The organism is Microbispora sp. NPDC046933, assembly GCF_040644635.1.
In the GTDB taxonomy this organism is placed as follows: domain Bacteria; phylum Actinomycetota; class Actinomycetes; order Streptosporangiales; family Streptosporangiaceae; genus Microbispora.
The window spans coordinates 37,714-58,062 of sequence record NZ_JBEYWW010000002.1; the positions used below are offsets into that span (position 1 = coordinate 37,714).

A 20,349-nucleotide genomic window follows, 5' to 3' on the forward strand; every position below is an offset into this window, starting at 1 on the left:
GACACCAGGAGAAACGATGAAGCTGCCGCCACGCCCCGCTGCCCTCGGGGTGGCCGCCCTGCTCGCTTGCCTGACCGCAGCGTCCGGGATGTCGGCGGCGCAGGCAGCCGACGTCAGGGCCCTTCCGAGCGTGAACATGGAAGCCACTGTCAAGGCGGCCCAGATCGACCCGCGGCGGTCTGACGACACGCTGACCCCGGGCGCCAAGGCCAGCGTGCTCCTCGTCGAGCGGGCGCTGTGCGACCGGCACCTGCTCGACGCGAAGTGGGTGGACGGTTACTTCGGCACCACAACGGTCGTCGCTTTCGCGAAGTTCCAGAGGTCGCTCGGCCTCACTGGTCTCGCCGCCAACGGCCTGCCGGGCGAGGCGTCGCTCACCAGGCTCGGAGCCGGCCGTTTCACGGTCACCCACCTCATCGGGCCGGGTGCCCGGGTGTCCGCCGGCGGCGTCGTCATCGACACCCGCACGCGGAGCATGCTGGTCGAGGCGAAGCGGCTGCTCGGCCGCGACCTCGTGCTGTTGCAGGGGTCGTACAACCCCGGCGGCGACCCCACGTCCGCGGGCACCCACGACGGCGGTGGCGTCGTCGACATCTCGGTCAAGGGGATGGATTCCGCCACCCGCATCGCCGTCGTCCGCGCGTTGCGACGTGTCGGCTTCGCGGCATGGGTGCGCAGCCCCGATCAAGCCGACTGGCCATGGCACATCCACGCCGCCGCCATCAACGACACCGACCTGTCCAGCCAGGCCCAGCATCAGATCGGTGACTACTACCTCGGTCTGAACGGGCTCGCCGGCCGCGGCCCGGACGACGGCCCGAAGGTGACCATCCGCACATGGGAGGAGTACCAGCGCCGCTGACCATCCGAAACCCAGGCTGCACAGACACGAAGGAGAACACCATGGGAACGCTTGACAAGATCCTCACCACGGCGGCCGCCGCGGTGGTGCTCGGCGGGGCGGTGCTCGCCACCGCCTCGCCCGCTTCGGCGGCCGTCCGCGACGGCGTGTGCGACAGCGGCGAGTTCTGTTACTACTTCAACAGCGGCAACCAGGGATCGCTCTCCGACTTCACCGGATCGGTCGGCGACTACGGCACCCGGCAGCCCTCCTGCTTCGACTTCAAGGGACCCGGCACCGGCAAGGGCAAGTGCGTCAAGAACGCCGCCGCCTCGGTCTGGAACCGCAGTAGTAAGACCGTCCGCGTCTACTTCAACAGCAACTACGGCGGCAGCGTCTACCAGGACTTCGCGCCCGGTGCCAAGGGCAACCTCAAGGCCGGCCTCAAGAACCAGAACGCCTCGCACCAGTTCGGCCCGTCGCCGTCATCGGGGCGCGTCAACATGTCGTACGCGCTGTACCAGGCCGGCGGCGGCTACGTCAGCTGCGGCTTCGACGGTTACGTCCACACCTCCGGCCGGCATGAGGGCATCGACATCACCCGCAGCGTGGATTCGGATGTCCACGCACTGGTGAGTGGTCAGATCATCAACCTCGTGCACGGGCGCAACGGCGCCTCGGGGCTCTCCACGATCGCCATCTACAACGCCTCGCTGAACAAGACGATCATCTATCTGCACTCCGCTCCGCTGTCCTCGCTGCGTGTGGGCCAGCAGATCTCGCGCGGCCAGATCATCGCGGACGAGGCGTGGCACGGGGTGTCGTCCAGGGATGTCGCGCACACCCACGTCGAGATGCGCCCTGGACGGCAGACGCGCGCCGCCAAGAGCGTCCGCGACTCGACTCTGAGCAACCCGAACCCGAACTCGTTCTGGATCTCCCAAGGCTACAACGTCCGCTGACGCACACCGCGGCCTGTGACGAGAAGGAAGGCAACTGTGTCTCCACGAACTGCACGGCTGATCTCGCCTCTAGCCGCGGCGGCCGCGGTGGTGCTTGGCGGGGCGGTGCTCGCCACCGCCTCGCCCGCCTCGGCGGCCGCCCGCGACGGCGTGTGCGACAGCGGCGAGTTCTGCTACTACTTCAACAGCGGCAACCAGGGGTCGCTCTCCGACTTCACCGGGCCCGTCGGTGACTACGGCACCCGGCAGCCCTCCTGCTTCGACTTCAAGGGACCCGGCACGGGCAAGGGCAAGTGCGTCAAGAACGCCGCCGCCTCGGTCTGGAACCGCAGTAGTAAGACCGTCCGCGTCTACTTCAACAGCAACTACGGCGGCAGCGTCTACCAGGACTTCGCGCCCGGTGCCAAGGGCAACCTCAAGGCCGGCCTCAAGAACCAGAACGCCTCCCACCAGTTCCTGAGCTCCGCACCGCCGACCGGGTGCAAGACCGACGGCACGGACAGCAAGCTGCCCACGACGATCCTCGTCTACCGGAAATCCCTCGATCGCGTGGACCGGGTGGAGTTCAAGACCTACATCAAGAACGTCCTGCCCAACGAGTGGCGGTCGTACTGGCCGAGGGAGTCTCTCAGGGCCGGGGCGATCGCGGTCAAGCACTTCGGCTGGTACTGGGCGCTGAGGTCGGCGAGCAAGACGCCGAGCGGCCAGTGCTACGACGTCTCCGACGACACGTCCAGCCAGATGTACAAGCCCGGCTCCGCGACGGCGGCGACGAACGCCGCGGTGGACGCGACATGGGGCACCCGGATGACACGCAATGGGAAGCTCTTCAAGGCCCAGTACTGCTCCACGACGACGGCGTGCCGCCACTGGGTCACCGGCGACTGGATGTCGCAGACCGGCTCTCGCGACAAGGCCAATGCGGGCTGGAGCTACTCCAGGATCCTCACGTACTACTACAAGGGGATCGTTCTCGAACCCTGAACCCCCGGATACCGTCCGCCCCTGGTTCCCCGCCGTGTCATGCACGGCGGGGAACAGGCGTCAGTCGACGATGACCTGGAAGTTGAGTGGCCGGCCCCCCGGGAACGCGACCTGTCCCGACCCCTCCATCATCTTGAACCGCACGTAGCACAGGCCTGGCTTGCTTGGCGTGGTGATGTCGGTCCGGATGTCGACCATCTCTCCGGGTCGCGTGTCCTCGACCGGTACGTCGGAGACGGTCTGGCATTGATCAGGTTGCTGCGGGAGGTCGAGGCGATGCAACGAATATCCCTTCCACGGCACGGTCCCGGCGTTCTTGAGCCGCCATACCTTGGTCACGGTCTGTCGGGGGCCGACGCGTGTGCAGTCGGGCAGCGTGATGTCTCCGATGAACTTCGCCGAATCACCCTCGTGCGCAGGCGGGCTCGACGGAGGGTTGGTGGCGCGCACCGGGCAGTCGGCTGCCGACAGCCCGGTCTTCGATTCGCTCTCGGACGCGTTCACGGTGTGCCCGTCGGTCCCGGAGCCACGATTGACGGCGACCGCGACGAGGACCACTGCCGCCACACCGACGGCCGCTACTGCGAGCGCGGCCGCAGCCGGGCGGGTCGGCCGGAGTCGCCCTCGGCCCCCTGTCGCAGGGGGGACCGGCTGGACGTCGCCCGCGATCTCGTCGGGCGCTGGCGGCGCAGGCGGAGATGCCGAGGTCTCACCAGCCGACCGTGGGGCTTGCGACCCGGTGGCGCTGTGCACGGTACGACCGTCCGCGACGTTCGTGGCGGAGGCTCCGCGTCCATCGGGCGGACGGGCCCCCAAGGTGCCCGCGCGGTTTGAAGGATCTCCGGCGCTCGCCGATCTGACCGCCAGGTTCGCCCTCTCCCAGCGTTCGCGGTACGCGGCCGGGTCTGCGCCGCACGCCTTGACGAACTCGACGGTGGTCTCCCAACTCGGGAGCCGGTTACCCTTCGTGGCCTCGTGCAACGTCGTGTGTGAGATCGCCCCCGACCGACCAGACATTTCTCGGAAAGGTGGGTTGCCGACCGATTTGCGAAGTTCTCGCAGTGCCGCCGCGAAGTCCTCGATCGCCTCCGCCCGTGCAGGCATGTCGTCCACCGGGTGAAGCTAACAGCACCCACGGTAACCGCTCAAGCTTACGGGAGCATCTCGCATACGTCCTCCTGCGCCTCGCTCGCCGCGGCAGGGTGCGGAGTGGCCTGCGCCCACGATCGTCGGACGTGACGTTCGCCGCGGTCAGGTCGTCGCGCTGTACTTGCCGGTGAGAACCCCGCCGGCCAGGGGTGAATACGGGATCACACCCAGCCCCACTCGACGCCACCGGTCCGTGGCCACGAGGCACGGCAAGCTTGCCGTCCGCTACATGTATGGGATCATTTGGCTTACTCTGCAGGGCCTAAAAGCTGACGCTGCCGCAGTAGCAGGCCAGAAGGCGGTTCATTTGCGCGGTGAAACCGCTAGGCCGGCGAACGAGGCATCAGGGCGTCCGAAGAAGCCGGCGACAGCGCTGCGGTTCACCCAATACGGATTTTCTCTGCGGCGATCGATTGTCGCCATCCTGGTCGTCGGTGTCTGCGTGGCCGGGCTCGCCGGGTGCTCCTCCGTGGTCGAGACGCCCGCTCCGAGGTACGCATCCGGTGCCCCCGCGGAGAAGAGTCCGGCATCGTCGAGCGTTCCGGTACGCACGTCGATCGGTGAGGGCCATACCGATGAGCAGGTCAATGTCCGGTCTGTGGCCTTCGGTCGATTGCGGGGCAGGCCGGTGGCTGTCACCGCAGGGACTGAGGGGCGCGTGAGGATCTGGTGGCTGCCCACGCTGGAGCCGGCTGCGGACCCGCTGCCCGGCGACCGCGCCGCCGTCGTTGAGCTGGGTGGCCGGTCCGCGGTCTTCGCCGTCGGCAGGAACGGCGGTCGCCTGTGGGATCTCGACACCCGCGAGGAGTTGCTCCACGTTCCGGCGCCCGTCTCCGCGTTCGCCTTCGGCACCCTGCGGGGATCTCCGGCGCTGTTCACCGGCGATCGCCGGGGCCGTGTCCGGATTTGGGATCCGGCCTCGGGCACACTCGCCGCGCGCCTGGACACCGGCACGGACAGGGAGATCACCGCGCTGGCGTCGGTGCCGATGCGCTCCCGGTCGATCCTCGTCGTCGCCGTCGACAGCTATGGGGACGACCCCGGCGACGCGCGGCTTTGGGACCTCGCCACCCGCCGCAAGTCCAGCGGCGTCCTGATCGCCGACGACGAGGCCGAGAGCTTCGATCGCTTCCAGGTCTTCACCCTCGGTGGACGGCCCACCCTCGCCGCCGGCTCCGACTACGGCCTGAAACGGTGGGATCTCGAAAGCCGGCAGAGGATCGGCCTGCCCATCGAGCGCCGGCAGGAGGACCGGCTCTCCCGCTTCCCCTCGTTCACCGCGGCCTTCGACGGCGAGCGATCCGTCCTTGTCACGGGCCAGGTCTCCGGGGCGCCAATCCAGCTGCGGGATCCTGTCAGTGGTGCGGTCCTGGCGGAACTGGCCGTCCAGCATCACGGAGCGGTGACCGCGCTGGCGGCCGGCGTGCTGAACGGCGACCAGGTGCTGCTCAGCGGCGGCGAGGACGGCACGGTCCGGCTATGGGATCTGCGGACCCGCAGGCAGATCGGCGGCCCGACACCGCCTGGGGGACCTCATGGCGCAAGCGCCGCCCACGGATCCCCCGGATCTCCGGGTGGAAGACGGCCGGAACCTCGAAGTTCCCGGCAGGACGGAGGTCGAGAAGGAGGCTGAGAACGGCTGTCCACCCCCTTGCCATGTCCGGCGCTCGGTGCGGGGGCTCGGAACCCGCCGCGTTTTGCCGAAAGGCGATCCTGAGGAGGCCTATCGTGCCGAAGGCGCTTGTCGGATTGGTAGGCGGTGAGGGAATGCGAGCTCGGTAGTACGACGACCGGGAGAGGCATAACCTGTTGACCGGATTCGCAGCGCGCTACAGTCCCGACATGTCATTCCCCCGCCGCTTGCCCCGTTCACTCACACGCGCAGTTTCGATACGGCCTGCTTTTCTCGCCACGATCGTGGCCGGTGCCGCCCTTTTCGGGGGCGTGGTGGCGCAGAACCTGCCCATTGGAAAGGTCTCGTTGATCCCTGCTGAGGGGTATGCCCAACTCGTTGCCGACGGCAGTGGCGGCTCGTTCACCCCAGACGGCGGGCAGGCCGTGCAGCTTCCAGCCGAGGTGCCGTGGACCGGTCGCGACGGCATGCTCCACATCGGTGGTCGCCCTGTATGCCTGTGGGGAGAAGGAGAGACCAGGAACATCGGTGCCCGGGTCGAGGCGGGTTATCGATGGATGGAGCTACCGAACGGGGGCGGATATCCACGGGTCGCCTGGCTTCGATGCCTGTAGAACACCGGTCTTTGGAAGCCGCTGTGGGAGCCACCAGGTCGAGCCACGGGCCGCCCGTCCGCAGCCGTCACAAGATCGAATCGATAATCTGCCGGTGATCGCGTCACGGACGGCCCTTGCCGTCCGTGGCCGGCAGTAACGGCTCGATCCGCTGCCAGGCCTTGTAGGTCAGCTCATCACGTCTCACCACGACGATCGTGCAACCGCACCAGCCGTGATCATCTGTCAGACAGGCTCTCGCTCTGATCGGCTGATACCGAGTGTTGCGAGGGGTGTTCTCGTTGTCTCTGCGAGAGTTCCTGTGATCGCATCGGGCAGGTAACCGCGTCGGCGGTTATCCAAAGCAGAAATGTGCCATCAGCATGGCGGGACCGCGAAATCCTGCAAGTCCGCGTCAGCTCATCTGGACGTCTTGTGGCGTCCGGGCTAACGATGGGTCGTAAGGGCAATCGTCGCGCGATCCGAAATCGTCGCGCGAAACCGAAAGGAGACAGTAATGGTCGGTAAGCGAATCTCCGCGATGGGCGCGGTTTTCATCGGAGCCCTGACTCTGGGGTTGGGTCAGGCATCCCAAGCCTCAGCCGTAGCGGGTCCGGCGAACACGTCGGTGGTCAGCGCTTCGAAGGCCGCCGCAGCGCACGACGCGTTCTCGTCACTGCTGACGTCGAGTCCTGGACACCACACCGATCTCACGCCTCAGACCCCTGACCAGGGCGGCGGTGGCGGCGGTGGTGGTGACGGCGGTGGCGGTGGCGGCGGTGGTGACGGCGGCGGCGGTGGCGGCGGCGGTATCGACGGTGGCGGTGGCGGCGGCGGCGGGTGACACCACCACCGACATGACCACGGCCACCACCTCGGCCGCTAGGGAGTGTCTGACAAATGCCGCCCGTCGTGAGTGTGGATGGGGCACCGCCGCGAGGCGCCGCCTCGGCCACGCGCAGCAGGGCCATGATTTGTCAGACACGACCTAGCCCGAAGGCGGAACACCAGACACTCGAAGACCACCGGGACCGGGGTGACCAGGCCCAGTTGGCCGAGCACTCACAGCAAAGAACCCCAGGGGCTCCGCCCCCCGCCCGCGTGGCCCTTCCTCGGCACCCTCGCTCTGGCGTCACGAGCCAGCGGAGTTGAGCTTTCCAGAATCACTACATCCGTCCCAGCCTCACCGGCTCGGCGGATCACCCGTACGACTTCTTTCGGTGATTCCTCGGGCGCCCCGTCCAACAACCTGCGTCACCACTCGTCGCCGGCCGACTTCGGAAGCTGCCCGCGGTCCGCATGTTCGGCCACAATCCGGCCGACCAACGTGGACCCGGCGTCCGTGATCTTCGGGGTGGCCAGGGCCCAAGTGATCGGCAGGCCGGCCGGGGCGTAGATCACTGGCAGGACTCCGACTCGAACGCGTTCCCCCAGAACAAGCAGTTCGCCTTCACGGATTCGAGGTCCAACCCGGTCGTCGCCCCGGCACACGGTGTGCGGGCGGCAACTTCCAATGGCTACGGAAGGCGGAGCGGTGCGTGAACGGCTTGCGGCGGCGTTCGAAAATCTCGAAAACAAGTGAGTGGGAGCGTCTCTGTGCATACATCGAGTGCGGAGAACCGCATCAACCGTCAATCAATCAAGGAAAGCCGGAATGATCGTCAGCGCGAATGGCGGGACCGGGCGAAGTCGGTCCGGCTAGATCTGATCGGCTGATGCCAAGTGTTGCGATGGATGTGTTCTCGTTGTCACTCCGAGAGTTCCTGTGATCGCATCGGGCAGGTAAACCGTGTCGGCGGTCATCCAAAGCAGATATGTGCCATCAGCATGGCGGGATCGCGAAATCCTGCAAGTCCGCGTCAACTCATCTGGACGTCTTGCGGCGTCCGGGCTAACGATGGGTCGTAAGGGCAATCGTCGCGCGACCCGAAATCGTCGCGCGAAACCGAAAGGAGACGCCGATGGCGGGTAAGCGACTCTCTGCGATGGGCGCGGTTTTCATCGGAGCCCTGACTCTGGGGTTGGGTCAGGCATCCCAAGCCTCAGCCGTAGCGAGCCCGGCGAACACGTCAGTGGCCAGCGCTTCAGAGACCGCCGCAACGCACGACGCGTTCTCGTCACTGCTGACGTCGAGTCCTGCACACCACGCCGTTCTCACGCCTCAGACCCCTGACCAGGGTGGCGGCGGCGGCGGTGGCGGCGGCGGCGGCGGTGGCGGCGGCGGCGGCGGTGGCGGCGGCGGTGGCGGCGGCGGTGGCGGCGGCGGCGCCGAGGAACAACGCGCACGCCAGCCCGGTCACCAGCCCGGTCACCACCCCGGTCACCGGCACCACCACCACCGCCACTTCTAGCTCCACTCAACAACGAAGACCCGCCAGGTAACCAGCCTGGCGGGCCTTTTCTGGCCCATCGAATTCGATCATCATTGAGGCCTGGCCGTGATGCTCGCGCAGATGTGGGATGACAGAGCCCTCCTCGGGCTTCTGAAGGAGCTCGGCCGGGACACCCGCGGAACCGAAACCAGCTGATGTGGCCAGCCGATCCGCTGACCGGACAGCACCAGGTGGATGCCGAACGCGCGGCCGAGCAGAGCGTCGCGTGACTGCCGGCGCATCTGTTCACGCAGCCGAGGGGAGCAGGTGGCGGTACGTGCCTGACCATGCGGGCTATGTGGAGGGCGCGGATCGCTTTACGAGATCGTCGCGCGCCTTCGGCACCTGTGGTGGCACGCCCGGACAGCGCTGTCTCACCGCGGCGTAGGCGTCGATCGGGGCGCCGCGTCACCGTCGGTTCAGCCAGGAGGAGTACGAGCACCCGGTATGGGAGGTGAGCAGTGCGGTTCGCCGCGCGAAGGTCGGCTACGCGTCGAGCACGGTGCGCACCTGATCGCGGATCGGGGTTTCCCGAGGGTAACGTGGCCCCAAGATCGAGATGAGGGGCTGGGGACCGGTGCTGCCGATCGGCGAGATGCTGCGGGTGCTGGACGCGTTGGACGCCGCCGGGTGCGAGGTCTGGGTGGCCGGTGGCTGGGGGATCGACGTCCTGGTCGGGCGCGTCACCCGGGAGCATCACGACCTCGACCTGCTCCACCGCGCCGAGCAGGAGCCGCTGGTGATCGGCGAGCTGGGGGCGCTCGGGTACGCCGAGCGGCCCGGTGCGGTGCCGGGGCGGCCGGCCAGGTTCGTCATGGACGACGGCCGCGGGCACGAGCTCGATCTCCATCCGCTGCACTTCGCGGAGGACGGTTCGGCCGTGCAGCACCTGGACGACCGCGGCGCGGCGTTCCACTACCCGGCCGCGGCTTTCGTCGCGGGCAGGATCGAGGGCGCGCGGGTGCGCTGCCTGTCCGTCGGTCAGCAGGTCGCCTTCCACCAGGGCTATGAGCCCAGGGACCGCGACCTGCACGACATGGCGAGCCTGCGAGCGACGTTCGGCGTCACCACGCACTTCTGACAGGCCGCGGAGCCGTACGGCTGCCGCGCCGCGTCTCCGGCATCATGTGGGCGACCGACGAAGGAGCGACATGCGGCAGTCGGAACGTCTTTGGCACCTTGTGCGGTCGTACGGCATGGGCGAGCGGTTCATGGCCACGTGGGCGTTGGCCGTGAATGGGAGGACGCTCGGATCGAGAACGGGCAGGGCGAGTGGTCAGGTCGCGTACAGGAGTGACAGCGGCTGCGCCGGTCTCCGATCGCTCAACTGCGTGGCGGTCCGCCCGATATAGCGGCTCAGGGACCGTGCCAGGTGCGGTTGGTCGAAGTATCCGAGCCGGTGGATCACGTCGTGGACCGGCACGCCCTCCTGGATCAGGACCGCCGCCCGCCTGGCCCGGTCGATCTGCCGTACGGCACCCCGGGTGAGCCCGGTCGCCGCCACGAAGCGCCGCTGCACGGTGCGTTCGGACACGTCCGGTGACGTGCCACGGAGCACCGCGGCGACGAGCGGGTCGCGCTCCACGACCCCCTCACGCACCAGCCGCTGGACGAACGCCTCGGCGTTGTCGTAGTCGGGCAGGTGCCAGGTGGACCCCTTCAGCCAGAAGGACCTGCGCGTCGTGTCGGGAATCTCCACGCCCCCGTCCACGAGCCGGCCGAGTGGAAGATGGGGCATCGAGGTGCCGAGGGAGAAGCTGATCCCGAAGAACGTGGCGTCCTCCGGTACGGGGGCCTGGCTCGCCTTCGTCTCCGGCCCCTGGACGGATGCGCTGACCTTGCCGCGGTGCTCCCAGAAGACCAGATCCCAATGCGCCGTCGCGACCGCCGTCATCCGCTCCACGTCATGGCTGCTGCTCCGCCAGACCCGCTCGACGTACGGCGAGTCGGACGACCGGCTCTCGATGTCCAGGCCCATCCGGGTTGCTCCCCCCTCAAGTGCCGGCGGCTCTCGGAAGACGATCACGCGGGCGGCCCAGGCCATTTTTCCCGATCGTGGTACGTCTGTCGATCGCTTCGACGTCGGTCACCTCATCATGGCGTCGTGTGCGGCCTGTCGCCGATCGTCTTACTGATGGAGGCGGTTCACGAAGGCTCGGCCGGAGCCCACGATGAGCCGGCTCGACTGGTGACCGACAACCCGCAGAAGGGGCCGAGGATGAAGTACGTCCTGATGTTCGTGGAGACCGAGGAGTTCGCCAAGCGACTGGAGGCGATGAACGAGTCCGAGCGCGACGCCGCCTATGAGGCGGTGGGCCGGTGGTTCGCCGAGAACTCGGACAAGATCACGCATCACGCCCACCTGGCGCCGGCGCACACCGCGACCACCGTACGTCTCGGCGACGAGCCGGTCGTCACCGACGGGCCGTTCGTGGAGGGCAAGGAAGTCGTCAGCGGCTACGCCGAGGTGGAGGTGGCGGATCTGGACGAGGCGTTGAACCTGGTCAGGTCCTGGCCGGCGTGCCCGGTCGTGGAGATCCGCCCGGTTTCGTGATCGGACCAGACCGCGAGGGCGCCGGCCGGGCGCGAGGCGGGAGTGTGGAGAGCCGCGAGGCGCTCACCCGTGTGGTGCGTGAGCACGCGGGCCGCCTCGCGGCCCGGCTGGTGTCGCTGCTGGGCGACTTCTCCGCCGCGGAGGACCTGGTGCAGGACGCCGTGGAGACCGCGCTGCGCCGCTGGCCGGTCGAGGGCGTGCCGGACCGGCCGGACGCCTGGCTGTTCACCGTGGCCCGCCGGCGTGGCCTGGACGTGCTGCGGCGGGAGACGAACTACCGCGCCAAGCTGGCGCAGCTGCCGTGGCCAGAGCCGGGGAAAGGCGATGACCGGCTGCGGCTGATCTTCACGTGCTGCCATCCGGCGCTGTCGCCGGCCGCCAGGATCGCGCTGACCCTGCGGGTGGTGTGCGGGCTGAGCACCGCGCAGATCGCCGCGGCCTTCGTCGTGTCGGAGACGACGGTGGCGCAGCGGCTGACCCGCGCCAAACGGAAGATCGCCGAGGCGGGCATCCCCTACCGCGTTCCGGCCGCCGAGGAGCTTCCCGAGCGGCTGGCAGGCGTGCTCGCGGTCGTCTACCTGCTGTTCAACGAGGGCTATCTGTCCAGCGCGGGCGGTAGGGCCGAGGCGCGCCACCTGGTCGACGACGCCGAGTGGCTGGCCGGGCTCCTGGCCGGCCTCATGCCGGGCGAGCCGGAGGTGGCCGGGCTGCTCGCGCTCATCCGGCTGCATCGGGCGCGCGGCGCGGCCCGGTTCGATTCCCATGGACGCCTGGTGCTGCTGGCCGACCAGGACCGCGACCTGTGGGACCGCGCCGCGATCGCCGAGGCGACCGCGTTGCTGACACGCGCCGCCAGGGCCCATCGCCGGCCGGGGCCGTACCAGCTGCAGGCCGCGATCGTGGCCTGTCACGCCGAGGCCGGCAGCTTCGAGTGCACCGACTGGGCGCAGATCCTCGTGTTGTACGACATGCTCCTGGCCGTGGCGCCGTCGCCGATCACCCGGCTGCACCGGGCGGTCGCCCTGCGCTACGTCCGGGGGCCGGCGGCGGCGCTGGCGGAGCTCGCCGGTCTGGAGGAGGCCTTGTCCCGCTACCCGCTGCTGCACGCCGCCCGCGCCGAGCTGCTGCGCGCGCTCGGTCACGCGAGTGAGGCGCGGGCGTGCGACGAACGCGCCCTGGCGCTGACCGCCAACCCGGCCCAGCAGGCCCTGCTGCACGAACGGCTGAGCTGGAGCTGACCCGAGCGGGCGGTCACCAGCGGACAATGCCCAGGTCAGAGCGCGCCTGCCGGGCCGGGCAGGACGATCTCGAAGAAGCCCTGCGCCGTGTAGGTGGCGATCTTCCGGGCCCTGCCGGTGCCGACGTCCACCGCGTAGGCGGTCATGGTCAGGTAGGGCGGGTCGCGCCGTTCCTCCGGTTCGGCGGGCCCATCGTCCTTGGACGCCGGTCTGCATCGGACGGACGTCGTCAGGGCGGTCACCTCGGTGGCGCCCCGCCACGTGCGCAAGGAGATCTGCGAGACATCCGCGGGCAGCCCGCGCAAGGGGACCGTTTTGAGAGTCTTGCCCGTCCGCGCGTCCAGACGTACGAGGTCGCCGTGGCGGCAGGGCCGTGTCTGCGTGCTGAGGTTCTCGATTGCCATGACGGTCGTCCCGTCGGGGGCGAGCGGGCTGAAGAAGTAGCTCCCCGGCAGGTCGGCGGTGGTGGTGTTGCCCGCCGTGGAGGTCGCCCACAGCCGGGACATCGTCCGCAGCCGCGGTTTGGGTGAGTACTGCGCCAAGGTGATGGTGCCGCCGTCGTCGGAGATGCCGATGGGGTTCCAGCCGTTGGGCAGCGGGCGCACCATGCGTTCGCGCATGTCGACGATCATGGCCGGATCTTTCAACGCCGGGTTCTTGGTGAAGGCCAGGAAGCGGCCGTCGGCGGACAGCAGCAGGTGGGAGACGCTGCCGAGCCAGGCCTCCGGAATCTTGGCCGGGGCCGTGAGCCGCTCGCCCGAGGCCAGGTCGCGGACCACGAACGTCTGCTCCCTGGCGCCGTAGTAGGCGATCTTGCGACCGTCCCCGCTGATCGCCAGCGGGCTGTCCCGCAGCCCCACGCTCCGGTAGGCGTCGAGGCTGGGGAGCGCCTGCGGCACGCGGTAGGTCCTGCCGGTCCGGGTGACCACCCTCCATTCGCCGTCCCTGCAGCCCGCCGGTGCCCGCCCGCTCTCGGGCAGGCAGAAGGTCTTGTACGCGTGACTCAGCGGGCCGACTCCGCGAGCGGGCAGGTCGGTCACCGCACCCGGGTTCGCGGCGGGCCTCGGCTGGGCGGGCAGCAGCCGTACGGCGGCCGTCGCGCCGAGCGCGGTCACGATCACCAGCGCCGCCGCGATGAGGGAGACGGCGGTCTGCCGCCTGCGCTCGTGGATGGCGATGGTCCGCTCGGCCAGGTCCACGTGCGGGGCTTCGTCGGCGAGATCGTCCAGCACGTCGCGCAGCCAGGTCATCGGCGTCCCTCCTGCATGGTCTCCAGTTCGGCGAACTTCGGCGCGAGCTCCGGCGCCAGATCACGTAATCGGGCCAGCGCGTGGTGGGCCTGGCTCTTCACGGTCCCGATCGAGCAGCCGAGCAGCTCGGCGGTCTCGCGTTCCGTACGGTCCTCGTAGTAGCGCAGCACGATCACCGCCCGCTGCCGCGGCGGCAGCCGCATCAGCGCCTGGCGCATGACGAGCCGTACGACCGTGGTGTTCTCGCTGGAGTAGGACCTCTCCGGCGGCGAGGTGCTCGGAAGCTCGGCGCCGGCCCGGCGCCGCCGCCACGAGATGTGCTGGTTGAGCAGCGCCTTGCGCGCGTACGCCTCGGGGTTGTCGATGCGCGACAGCCTGCGCCAGCGCCCGAGCACTTTGAGAAGGACGCTCTGCAGCAGGTCCTCGGCGAGGTGGGCGTCTCCCGTGAGCAGGTACGCCGTGCGCATCAGCGACTGCTGATGGGCCGTGACGAACTCACGGAAGCTGTCGTTGCGGTCCAAGCTGACTCCTCTCACCCGTTACCGACGCCGGGGAGGTGTCCGAAGGTTGGGCCGACGGCGCTCACTTACACGGGGCTGATCCGGGTGTTGCGGATGTGCTCGTAGACGATCGACGTGCGGACGTCGGCGACCTCGGGCCGTTCGGTGAGCTTGTCGATCACGAACGCGTACAGGCTGGCGTTGTCCGGCACCGCGACGTGCACGATGAAGTCCTCCGTGCCGGTCGTCACGTAGACGCCCAGGGTGTCGGGGAGCGTGCTGACCCAGTTGCGGAAGCCCTCGATGTTGCGCCGCGAGGGGGGACGCACGCGGATGGCGATGAGGGCCTGGACCGGGCGCCCGATCTCCGCGAGGTCGACGTCGAGGATCGCTCCCCGGATGACGCCACGCTGGCGGAGCGCCCGCGTGCGGTCGAGTGCCGTGGTCGGCGAGACCCCGACCGCGGCGGCGACGTCACGGTTGGTCTTCCGTGCATCCGACTGCAGTTCCGCCAGGATCGCCTTATCAAGTTCGTCCATGCCCGACCGCACGCCCTTACTTCCGATACAAGTACGGATTCCTTGCATGTCAATCGTACGGGTGCCTAGCATCTTCGGCGTACACCCGAACGCATGGATAGGAGATCGGGATGACGGCCGATGAACAGACGACCTCGGGTGTCGGGTTCGCCCCCGAGGAGATCGACCCGGCCCTCCCGACCCGCTCGGCCCGCCTGAAGTGGGTGATCGTGGTCGACCGCGACCTTCCCGCGGGCCGTGCGGTGAACGCCGCCGTCTGCGTGGCCGCGGCGACCTCGACGGCGGTGACCGGGCTCCTCGGCGACGACGCGGTGGACGCCGACGGCGGCGCGCACCCGGGCCTGCCCTGGGCGGGGTGCTCGGTGCTGGCCGCGGACGCCGCCACGCTGCGCGCCATCCGCGCCAAGGCCGCCTCGTCCGCCGGGTGCTTCGTGGCGGACATGCCCGCCGCGGCCCAGCGGACGCGGGTCTACGCCGACTACCTCGCCGCGATGAAGGAGACCGCGGCCGACGACGTCGAGTACTACGCGGTCGGCGTGGTCGGACCGCGCAACCGGGTGGACAAGATCGTGGGAAAGCTGCCCCTGATGCCGTGACCCGGCATCCCCGGGGCGGTCAGGAGTCGGGCGCGCGCAGGTGGCGGGTGTCCACCCGGTGTCCGGCCTGCTCCAGGACGGCGATCGCCTCCTTGATCCTCGGCTCGGGCACGAGGACCAGGTCGGCGTGGAAGGTCGAGGCGACGAACACCGAGATGGCCGCCTCGGCAAGGGGGCCCACGATGGCCGCCAGCATGCCCGGGACGTCCAGGCCGTGTTCCGTGCCCCCGCCGTACAGGCCGATCCACCGGTCGCCGGACCCCGTCGGCCAGGTCTCCCGGACCACCGTGAGGCCCTCAGGGGCGCGTACGAGCGCGATCCAGTCGTCGTCTTCGGGGAACGTCGCCTGCGGCAGGTGCTGGACGGCGAACACGGACGGCACGATGCCGAGCTGCTGGGCGGCGGGTGAAGTCATGGAACGTGTGTAGCAGAGCCCTCCGACAAGCCGCCGCCCTCCAACAAGTAGCCGCCCTCCGACAAGCCGCCGCCCTTCGACAAGCCGCCCGCGTGAACGGCGGCCTGGGCCGCGAGCGCCTCCAGGACGGCGGCCGGCGCGGGCGGTGATCCTGGCGGTGGGGCGCGTTGTCACGGCGCGGGCACGAGGTCCTTGGGGACGAGGTCCTTGGAGACGACGTCCTTGGAGACGAGCCGGTCGCCGGCGAAGCACAGACGGTAGGCGCGGGCGGAATCGGTCTTCATGGTGTAGTAGTCGCAGTCCTGGCCCGGTGGTGGAGCCGGAGCGCCGTCCGGCGGGCCGTCCCTGGTGAACGCGGGGAGCCGGGACCGCACGTCGTCGCGCGGTTCGCCCACCTTCAGCCCCTCGTACGCCGCCGGGTCGAGGACCGACAACGACGAGCTGACGAAGCTCAACGGGATCAGGAGCACGAAGATCCCGGTCAGCACGGCCACGGGAATCCCGGCCGCCTGCGCCAGCCGCCGCCGCACCCGCCGCCGGGCGAGGTCCAGCTCCCGGGCCGCAGTGGTCACGGCCGTGCCGAGGCCGGCTGTGGTCCGCGGATGCTCATGGGGCGTAGGGACGCCGTCGACGGGTAGTTCGGCGGCGACCTCGAACCCCCCGCCGGGGGCAGGGCCGGCCCGCAGGACGCCGCCCGCGAGCCGCACCCGTTCCGCCAGCCCGACGAGCCCGGAACCGCCCGAGGCCACGCCCGGCGGGGCCGCCCCGGGGGCGGGGTCGTTGACCACGCGGAGCGTGACGACGCCGTCGTCGGACGCGAGCCGGACGCGTATGGTCGCGCCGGGAGCGTGTTTGGCGGCGTTCGTCAGGGCCTCCTGGAGCACCCGGCGCACGGCGAGCGCGGTCATCGCAGGCAGGCCGTCGGTGCCGCTCAGGTGGTCGCTCAGGTGGTCGCTCAGGTGGCCGTTCAGGTGGTCGCTCAGGTGGCCGTTCAGGTGGCCGTTCAGGTGCTCGACGACGATCGGCACGCCGGAGTCGCGGGCGCGCTCGACGAGCGTCTCGACGCTCTCCTCACGCGGCGGCACGGCGGTGTTCTCGTCGTCGTCCGCGCGCAGCACACCGATGATCTCGCGCAGCCGCTCGGTCGCGGCCGCGGCGGCCTCACGCAGCTCGCGTACGGCCGCCTGCTGCCGGGAGTCCAGGCCGGGGTCGAGTTCCAGGGCGCCGGCGCGTACGGCGAGGAGCGTCAGGTCGTGCCCGAGCGAGTCGTGCATGTCGCCCGCGATGCGCGCCCTCTCCCGCAGGCGGGCGCGGTCGGCCACGGCCCGCTGCTCGCGCTCCAGCCGGTCGGCGAGCCGCCAGCCCGTGCGGACCAGCTCGGCGTGCTGGCGGCGCCAGCGGCCGAGCAGCCAGGGCACCACCACCGCCAGCAGCAGTGTGGCGAGCTGCGTGGGCCAGCCCCACAGGTCGCGCAGGACGAGCGCGGACAGGGGCAGCCCGGCGAGGGCGACGGCCGCGAAGAACCACAGCGCCGGCCGTGCGCTCGCCATCCTCTGCCCGGCCAGGTAGCCGAAGACCACCAGCGCCGCCCACGTCCAGACCAGGGGGCCGAACATCTGCACGTCCAGGGCCAGGCTCACCGCCACCGGTACGGCGAGCGCCGCCAGCGGCCACCTCCGGCTCACCGCCGTGGCGGCCCCGAACAGCGGCACGGCCACGGCCGCCGCCGCAACCCGCCGGGCGTCGCCGTCATCGAGGGCCAGTGCGACCGGCGGCGCGCACACCGCGAGCCACAGCCCGAGGTCCAGCAGACGGGACGGCCGCACCACCTCACGCCCTCCGGTCCAGCGGGGCCTCGGGGACGAGACCCGCCTCGTACGCCAGGATCGCGGCCTGGACGCGGTTGCGGAGGCCGAGACGGCTGAGGATCTGGCTGACGTACCCCTTGACCGTGCCCTCGACGAGATGCAGGCGGCGGGCGATCTCGGCGTTGGACAGGGCGGCCCCGACCAGCGCGAGCACCTCGCGCTCGCGGTTGCCGAGCCGGTCCACGCGGGCGCGGGCTGCGGACTCCGTGCCGAGCGGGCGTGCCCGCAGGCGGGTGATGACCCGCCGCGTGACGGCGGGGGACAGATAGGCGCCGCCGGCGGCGACGGCGCGGACCCCCGCGATCAGCTCGCGCGGATCGCCCGACTTGAGGAGGAAACCGGACGCGCCGGAGCCGAGCGCGCTCGTCACGTAGTCGTCCTCGTTGAACGTCGTGAGCATGACGACGGCGACCTCGGGGAGGACCCGCCGCAGCTCGGCGGCCGCCTTGAGCCCGTCGAACCGCGGCATCCGGATGTCGAGCAGGCAGATGCCGGGGCGGTGCCGCAGGGCGAGGTCGACGGCCTCGTGCCCGTCGGCCGCCTCGGCGACGACCTCGATGTCGCCGGCCGTGGCCAGGATGCTCGCGATGCCGGCGCGGATCAGTGCCTCGTCGTCCGCCAGCAGGACGCGAATCATCTCATTCTGCCCAAAATTGCCCTACCGCTCATGTGGGGACGTTACCAACGGCCCGACGCCGGGAGCGTACGGTGTGGACGAGCCGGGCGGCCACGACGGCCACGGCGGCCAGCGCCCCGGTGGCGGCCCAGACGTACAGCGCGAGCCAGACGTAGGTGAGCTGGTCCAGCGCGCCCACCCGGTTCAGCAGCACTCCGGCCAGCTCCGCCAGCCCGAGGTAGAAGGCGACCGGCAGCGCGTACGGGACCAGACGGGCGATCATCCGCCAGGCGGGCCGGTGCGCGCGACGCCGGGCCCAGCGGCGGGAACGCCGCACCCCGGCCACGCCGAGGCCCAGGGTGAGCAGCGACAGGCCGCCCAGCCAGGGGTCCGCCTTCGTGGTGAAGGGCACGGCGCCCGCGTCGGGCCGTCCCTCGATCATGTCGATCAGGCCGTCGCTGATGATCAGCGCGTCGTCGCCGGAGATCATCCCGGTGTTGGTGACGACGGCGATGCCCCACCCGCTCCCGGGCAGCAGGGTCTGGGCGGAGTTGTGCGTGAGCAGCCAGCCGGTGTGCCGCAGCATCGGCGCCCCTCCGGCGGTGCGCTCGGCCGACCAGCCCATGCCGTACGTGCTGCCGCCCACGCCGGACGGGGTCTGGGTGGCCGTGACGAGGTCTCGGGGGAGGGCGTCGCCGTGGCCGTTCTGCGTGATCAGCCATTTGACCAGGTCGTCGGCGGTGCTGACGACCCCGTAGGAGCCGTTGACGAACCACTTCGGGTGCGCGCGCTCGATCACCCGGCCGTACGCGCGGATGTATCCGGCGCCCGCGCCGGGCAGTTCCTCCGTGGTGTCCACCGTCCGGGTGGACGTCATGCCGAGCGGGGTGAACACGGTGGCGGCCATGAAGTCGGCGAACGGCGTCCCCGACACCACCTCGGCCAGCCGTGCCGCGACCGCGTAGTTGGGGTTGTGGTAGATCATCCTGGTGCCCGGCGCGGCGGCGAGCGGCGCGGTTCCGAGCATCGCGACGGCGCTCTTGAGGTCGTCCGGCGCGGGGAGCGTCAACTCGGGAAAGGTCCGGTCGCTCATACCCGAGGTCTGCTGGAGAAGCTGCCGCACGGTGATCTTCTCGGCCCGGGGATCGGCCATGGTGAACTCGGGCAGGTAACGCCGGACCGGCGCGTCGAGGTCGATCCTGCCCTCCTTGGCGAGGCGCAGCACCCCCAGGGCCGTGAACGACTTGGACAGCGAGGCGAGCGGCATGGGGGTGTCCGCGGTGATCGCCTCGCCGCCGGCCGTGTGACCGTGCCCGGCGGCGTACACGACCCGGTCGCCCTTGACGACCGTCACCACGGCGCCGGGCAGGCCCGTGCGCCGGATGTAGTCGCGTACGTAGCGGTCAACGGACTCCGCGGTCAGGCCGGGCCGTCCGTCCGGGGGCGCCGCCCGCGTCGTGGCGTCCACCGCCGCGTCTACTGCGGCGTCCACCGCCGTCGTTCCCGTCGTGAGCAGCAACCCACCGGCCAGACCGGCGATCGCGGCGATCCTGCGCATGCGCACCGTGTTTCCCCTCCGAGCTCTTTCCGTTCGCAGGTCACGTACGGTAGGAGCGGCCGGAGGGGCGGCACAGCGGGCGATCGGAAGGTCCTCACCTGACTTTCGTCAGGCCGGGGACCGGGCGGGTCAGCGGCGCCCGAACCAGCGGAGGAGGGACCGTTTCGCGCGCTTCGGCTGCTTCGGGTCTTTCGGGTCTTCCCGGTCTTTCGGGTCTTTCGGGTCTTTCTGGGGAGCGGGCTTTCTCTCGGCGACCGGATGAAGGGCCCGCCACTCGGCGGCCACCTCGTCCACGTCGATGAGCGGCTGCACGACGGGCGGGCCCGACAGGGGCTTGCGGTAGCTATCGCGGATCTTGACGTTCATCTCCTCGACGATCCTGCGCGCCTCGGCCTCGGTGCGCGCGCCCAGCGCCTCCGCCCGTGCCTCCTCGGCCTCCTTGCGCAGCGCCAGCGTCCCCGGCAGCGGGAACGACAGGTTCTCCGCGCGCATCTTCTGCTTGATCCACCACATCTCGTCGTGCGGCTTGCCCTGGCCGGGGATGGGCTTGCCGGCGCCCGGCAGGTCGTCGAACTCGCCACGCTCGGTGGCCTCGCGGATCTGCCGGTCGATCCACGACTCGAAGCTCACTCCGAGGGGCTTGCGTTCGGTCACGACCTCACCTCGCACGACGTGGTCGGC

20 protein-coding genes are annotated in these 20,349 nt (G+C 70.1%); 8 read left to right on the top strand and 12 right to left on the bottom strand.

Features of this window, described 5'->3' with window-relative positions; translation table 11 throughout:
* Positions 1-16 precede the first annotated feature (16 nt).
* The 3 genes from ABZ857_RS02640 to ABZ857_RS02650 are packed head-to-tail and all read left to right on the top strand — an operon-like array spanning position 17 to position 2,787.
* A complete protein-coding gene (locus tag ABZ857_RS02640; protein WP_357036351.1) occupies positions 17-862 on the top strand; it encodes a peptidoglycan-binding protein in 846 nt (281 codons plus the stop codon).
* Between the two features lie 41 nt (positions 863-903).
* Entirely contained in the window at positions 904-1,803 is a 900-nt protein-coding gene (locus ABZ857_RS02645) for a peptidase inhibitor family I36 protein (RefSeq protein ID WP_357036354.1), read from the top strand.
* Positions 1,804-1,839: 36 nt separating this feature from the next.
* A complete protein-coding gene (locus ABZ857_RS02650; RefSeq protein WP_357036357.1) occupies positions 1,840-2,787 on the top strand; it encodes a SpoIID/LytB domain-containing protein in 948 nt (315 codons plus the stop codon).
* A 60-nt stretch (positions 2,788-2,847) separates the two neighbouring features.
* Here ABZ857_RS02650 and ABZ857_RS02655 read toward each other — a convergent pair whose 3' ends face one another.
* Positions 2,848-3,345 carry an NBR1-Ig-like domain-containing protein gene (locus tag ABZ857_RS02655; RefSeq protein WP_357036360.1) on the bottom strand — a complete coding sequence of 166 codons (498 nt, stop codon included), beginning with the start codon at positions 3,343-3,345 and terminating at the stop codon, positions 2,848-2,850.
* 1,249 nt (positions 3,346-4,594) lie between these two features.
* On the opposite strand from ABZ857_RS02655, the gene ABZ857_RS02660 reads away from it, so the two are divergent.
* On the top strand, positions 4,595-5,569 hold the full coding sequence (locus ABZ857_RS02660) for a WD40 repeat domain-containing protein (RefSeq protein WP_357036362.1): 975 nt from the start codon (positions 4,595-4,597) through the stop codon (positions 5,567-5,569).
* A gap of 1,266 nt (positions 5,570-6,835) precedes the next feature.
* Here ABZ857_RS02660 and ABZ857_RS02665 read toward each other — a convergent pair.
* On the bottom strand, positions 6,836-7,027 hold the full coding sequence (locus ABZ857_RS02665) for a hypothetical protein (protein WP_357036365.1): 192 nt from the start codon (positions 7,025-7,027) through the stop codon (positions 6,836-6,838).
* Positions 7,028-8,279: 1,252 nt separating this feature from the next.
* Positions 8,280-8,507 (bottom strand): hypothetical protein, encoded by a 228-nt coding sequence (locus ABZ857_RS02670; RefSeq protein ID WP_357036368.1) that lies wholly within the window; start codon positions 8,505-8,507, stop codon positions 8,280-8,282.
* Positions 8,508-9,093: 586 nt separating this feature from the next.
* Here ABZ857_RS02670 and ABZ857_RS02675 point away from each other — a divergent pair.
* Entirely contained in the window at positions 9,094-9,615 is a 522-nt protein-coding gene (locus tag ABZ857_RS02675; protein WP_357036371.1) for a hypothetical protein, read from the top strand.
* 195 nt (positions 9,616-9,810) lie between these two features.
* Here ABZ857_RS02675 and ABZ857_RS02680 read toward each other — a convergent pair whose 3' ends face one another.
* A complete protein-coding gene (locus tag ABZ857_RS02680; protein WP_357036374.1) occupies positions 9,811-10,512 on the bottom strand; it encodes a helix-turn-helix domain-containing protein in 702 nt (233 codons plus the stop codon).
* Positions 10,513-10,668: 156 nt separating this feature from the next.
* Between ABZ857_RS02680 and ABZ857_RS02685 the strand changes: the two genes are divergently transcribed.
* Both ABZ857_RS02685 and ABZ857_RS02690 read left to right on the top strand, forming a co-directional pair.
* Positions 10,669-11,088 (top strand): YciI family protein, encoded by a 420-nt coding sequence (locus ABZ857_RS02685; RefSeq protein WP_357036377.1) that lies wholly within the window; start codon positions 10,669-10,671, stop codon positions 11,086-11,088.
* Positions 11,085-12,326 carry a sigma-70 family RNA polymerase sigma factor gene (locus tag ABZ857_RS02690; RefSeq protein WP_357036380.1) on the top strand — a complete coding sequence of 414 codons (1,242 nt, stop codon included), beginning with the start codon at positions 11,085-11,087 and terminating at the stop codon, positions 12,324-12,326. Before ABZ857_RS02685 ends, ABZ857_RS02690 begins: the two co-directional genes overlap by 4 nt.
* A 35-nt stretch (positions 12,327-12,361) precedes the next feature.
* Here the strand turns inward: ABZ857_RS02690 and ABZ857_RS02695 are convergent, their stop codons facing one another.
* The 3 genes from ABZ857_RS02695 to ABZ857_RS02705 form a co-directional block, all read right to left on the bottom strand.
* Entirely contained in the window at positions 12,362-13,576 is a 1,215-nt protein-coding gene (locus ABZ857_RS02695; RefSeq protein ID WP_357036383.1) for a hypothetical protein, read from the bottom strand.
* Complete coding sequence (locus tag ABZ857_RS02700) at positions 13,573-14,097, bottom strand: SigE family RNA polymerase sigma factor (protein ID WP_357036386.1); 525 nt, start codon at positions 14,095-14,097, stop codon at positions 13,573-13,575. The genes ABZ857_RS02695 and ABZ857_RS02700 overlap by 4 nt, the downstream gene beginning before the upstream one ends.
* A gap of 65 nt (positions 14,098-14,162) precedes the next feature.
* Positions 14,163-14,615, bottom strand: a complete 453-nt coding sequence (locus ABZ857_RS02705) for an Lrp/AsnC family transcriptional regulator (RefSeq protein WP_357036389.1) — start codon at positions 14,613-14,615, stop codon at positions 14,163-14,165.
* 110 nt (positions 14,616-14,725) lie between these two features.
* Between ABZ857_RS02705 and ABZ857_RS02710 the strand changes: the two genes are divergently transcribed.
* Positions 14,726-15,211 (top strand): DUF2000 domain-containing protein, encoded by a 486-nt coding sequence (locus ABZ857_RS02710; RefSeq protein ID WP_357036392.1) that lies wholly within the window; start codon positions 14,726-14,728, stop codon positions 15,209-15,211.
* 19 nt (positions 15,212-15,230) lie between these two features.
* Here ABZ857_RS02710 and ABZ857_RS02715 read toward each other — a convergent pair whose 3' ends face one another.
* From ABZ857_RS02715 to ABZ857_RS02735, 5 genes are all read right to left on the bottom strand, one after another.
* Positions 15,231-15,626 carry an ACT domain-containing protein gene (locus ABZ857_RS02715; RefSeq protein WP_357036395.1) on the bottom strand — a complete coding sequence of 132 codons (396 nt, stop codon included), beginning with the start codon at positions 15,624-15,626 and terminating at the stop codon, positions 15,231-15,233.
* A gap of 170 nt (positions 15,627-15,796) precedes the next feature.
* Complete coding sequence (locus tag ABZ857_RS02720) at positions 15,797-17,452, bottom strand: histidine kinase (protein ID WP_357036399.1); 1,656 nt, start codon at positions 17,450-17,452, stop codon at positions 15,797-15,799.
* A 4-nt stretch (positions 17,453-17,456) separates the two neighbouring features.
* Complete coding sequence (locus tag ABZ857_RS02725; RefSeq protein ID WP_357036402.1) at positions 17,457-18,131, bottom strand: response regulator transcription factor; 675 nt, start codon at positions 18,129-18,131, stop codon at positions 17,457-17,459.
* 28 nt (positions 18,132-18,159) lie between these two features.
* Positions 18,160-19,668, bottom strand: coding sequence for a serine hydrolase domain-containing protein (locus ABZ857_RS02730; protein ID WP_357037379.1), 1,509 nt, complete (start codon positions 19,666-19,668; stop codon positions 18,160-18,162).
* Between the two features lie 129 nt (positions 19,669-19,797).
* The gene (locus ABZ857_RS02735; protein WP_357036405.1) at positions 19,798-20,322 is read right to left on the bottom strand and encodes a DnaJ family domain-containing protein; all 525 of its coding nucleotides are present in this window, start codon (positions 20,320-20,322) and stop codon (positions 19,798-19,800) included.
* Positions 20,323-20,349: the final 27 nt, after the last annotated feature.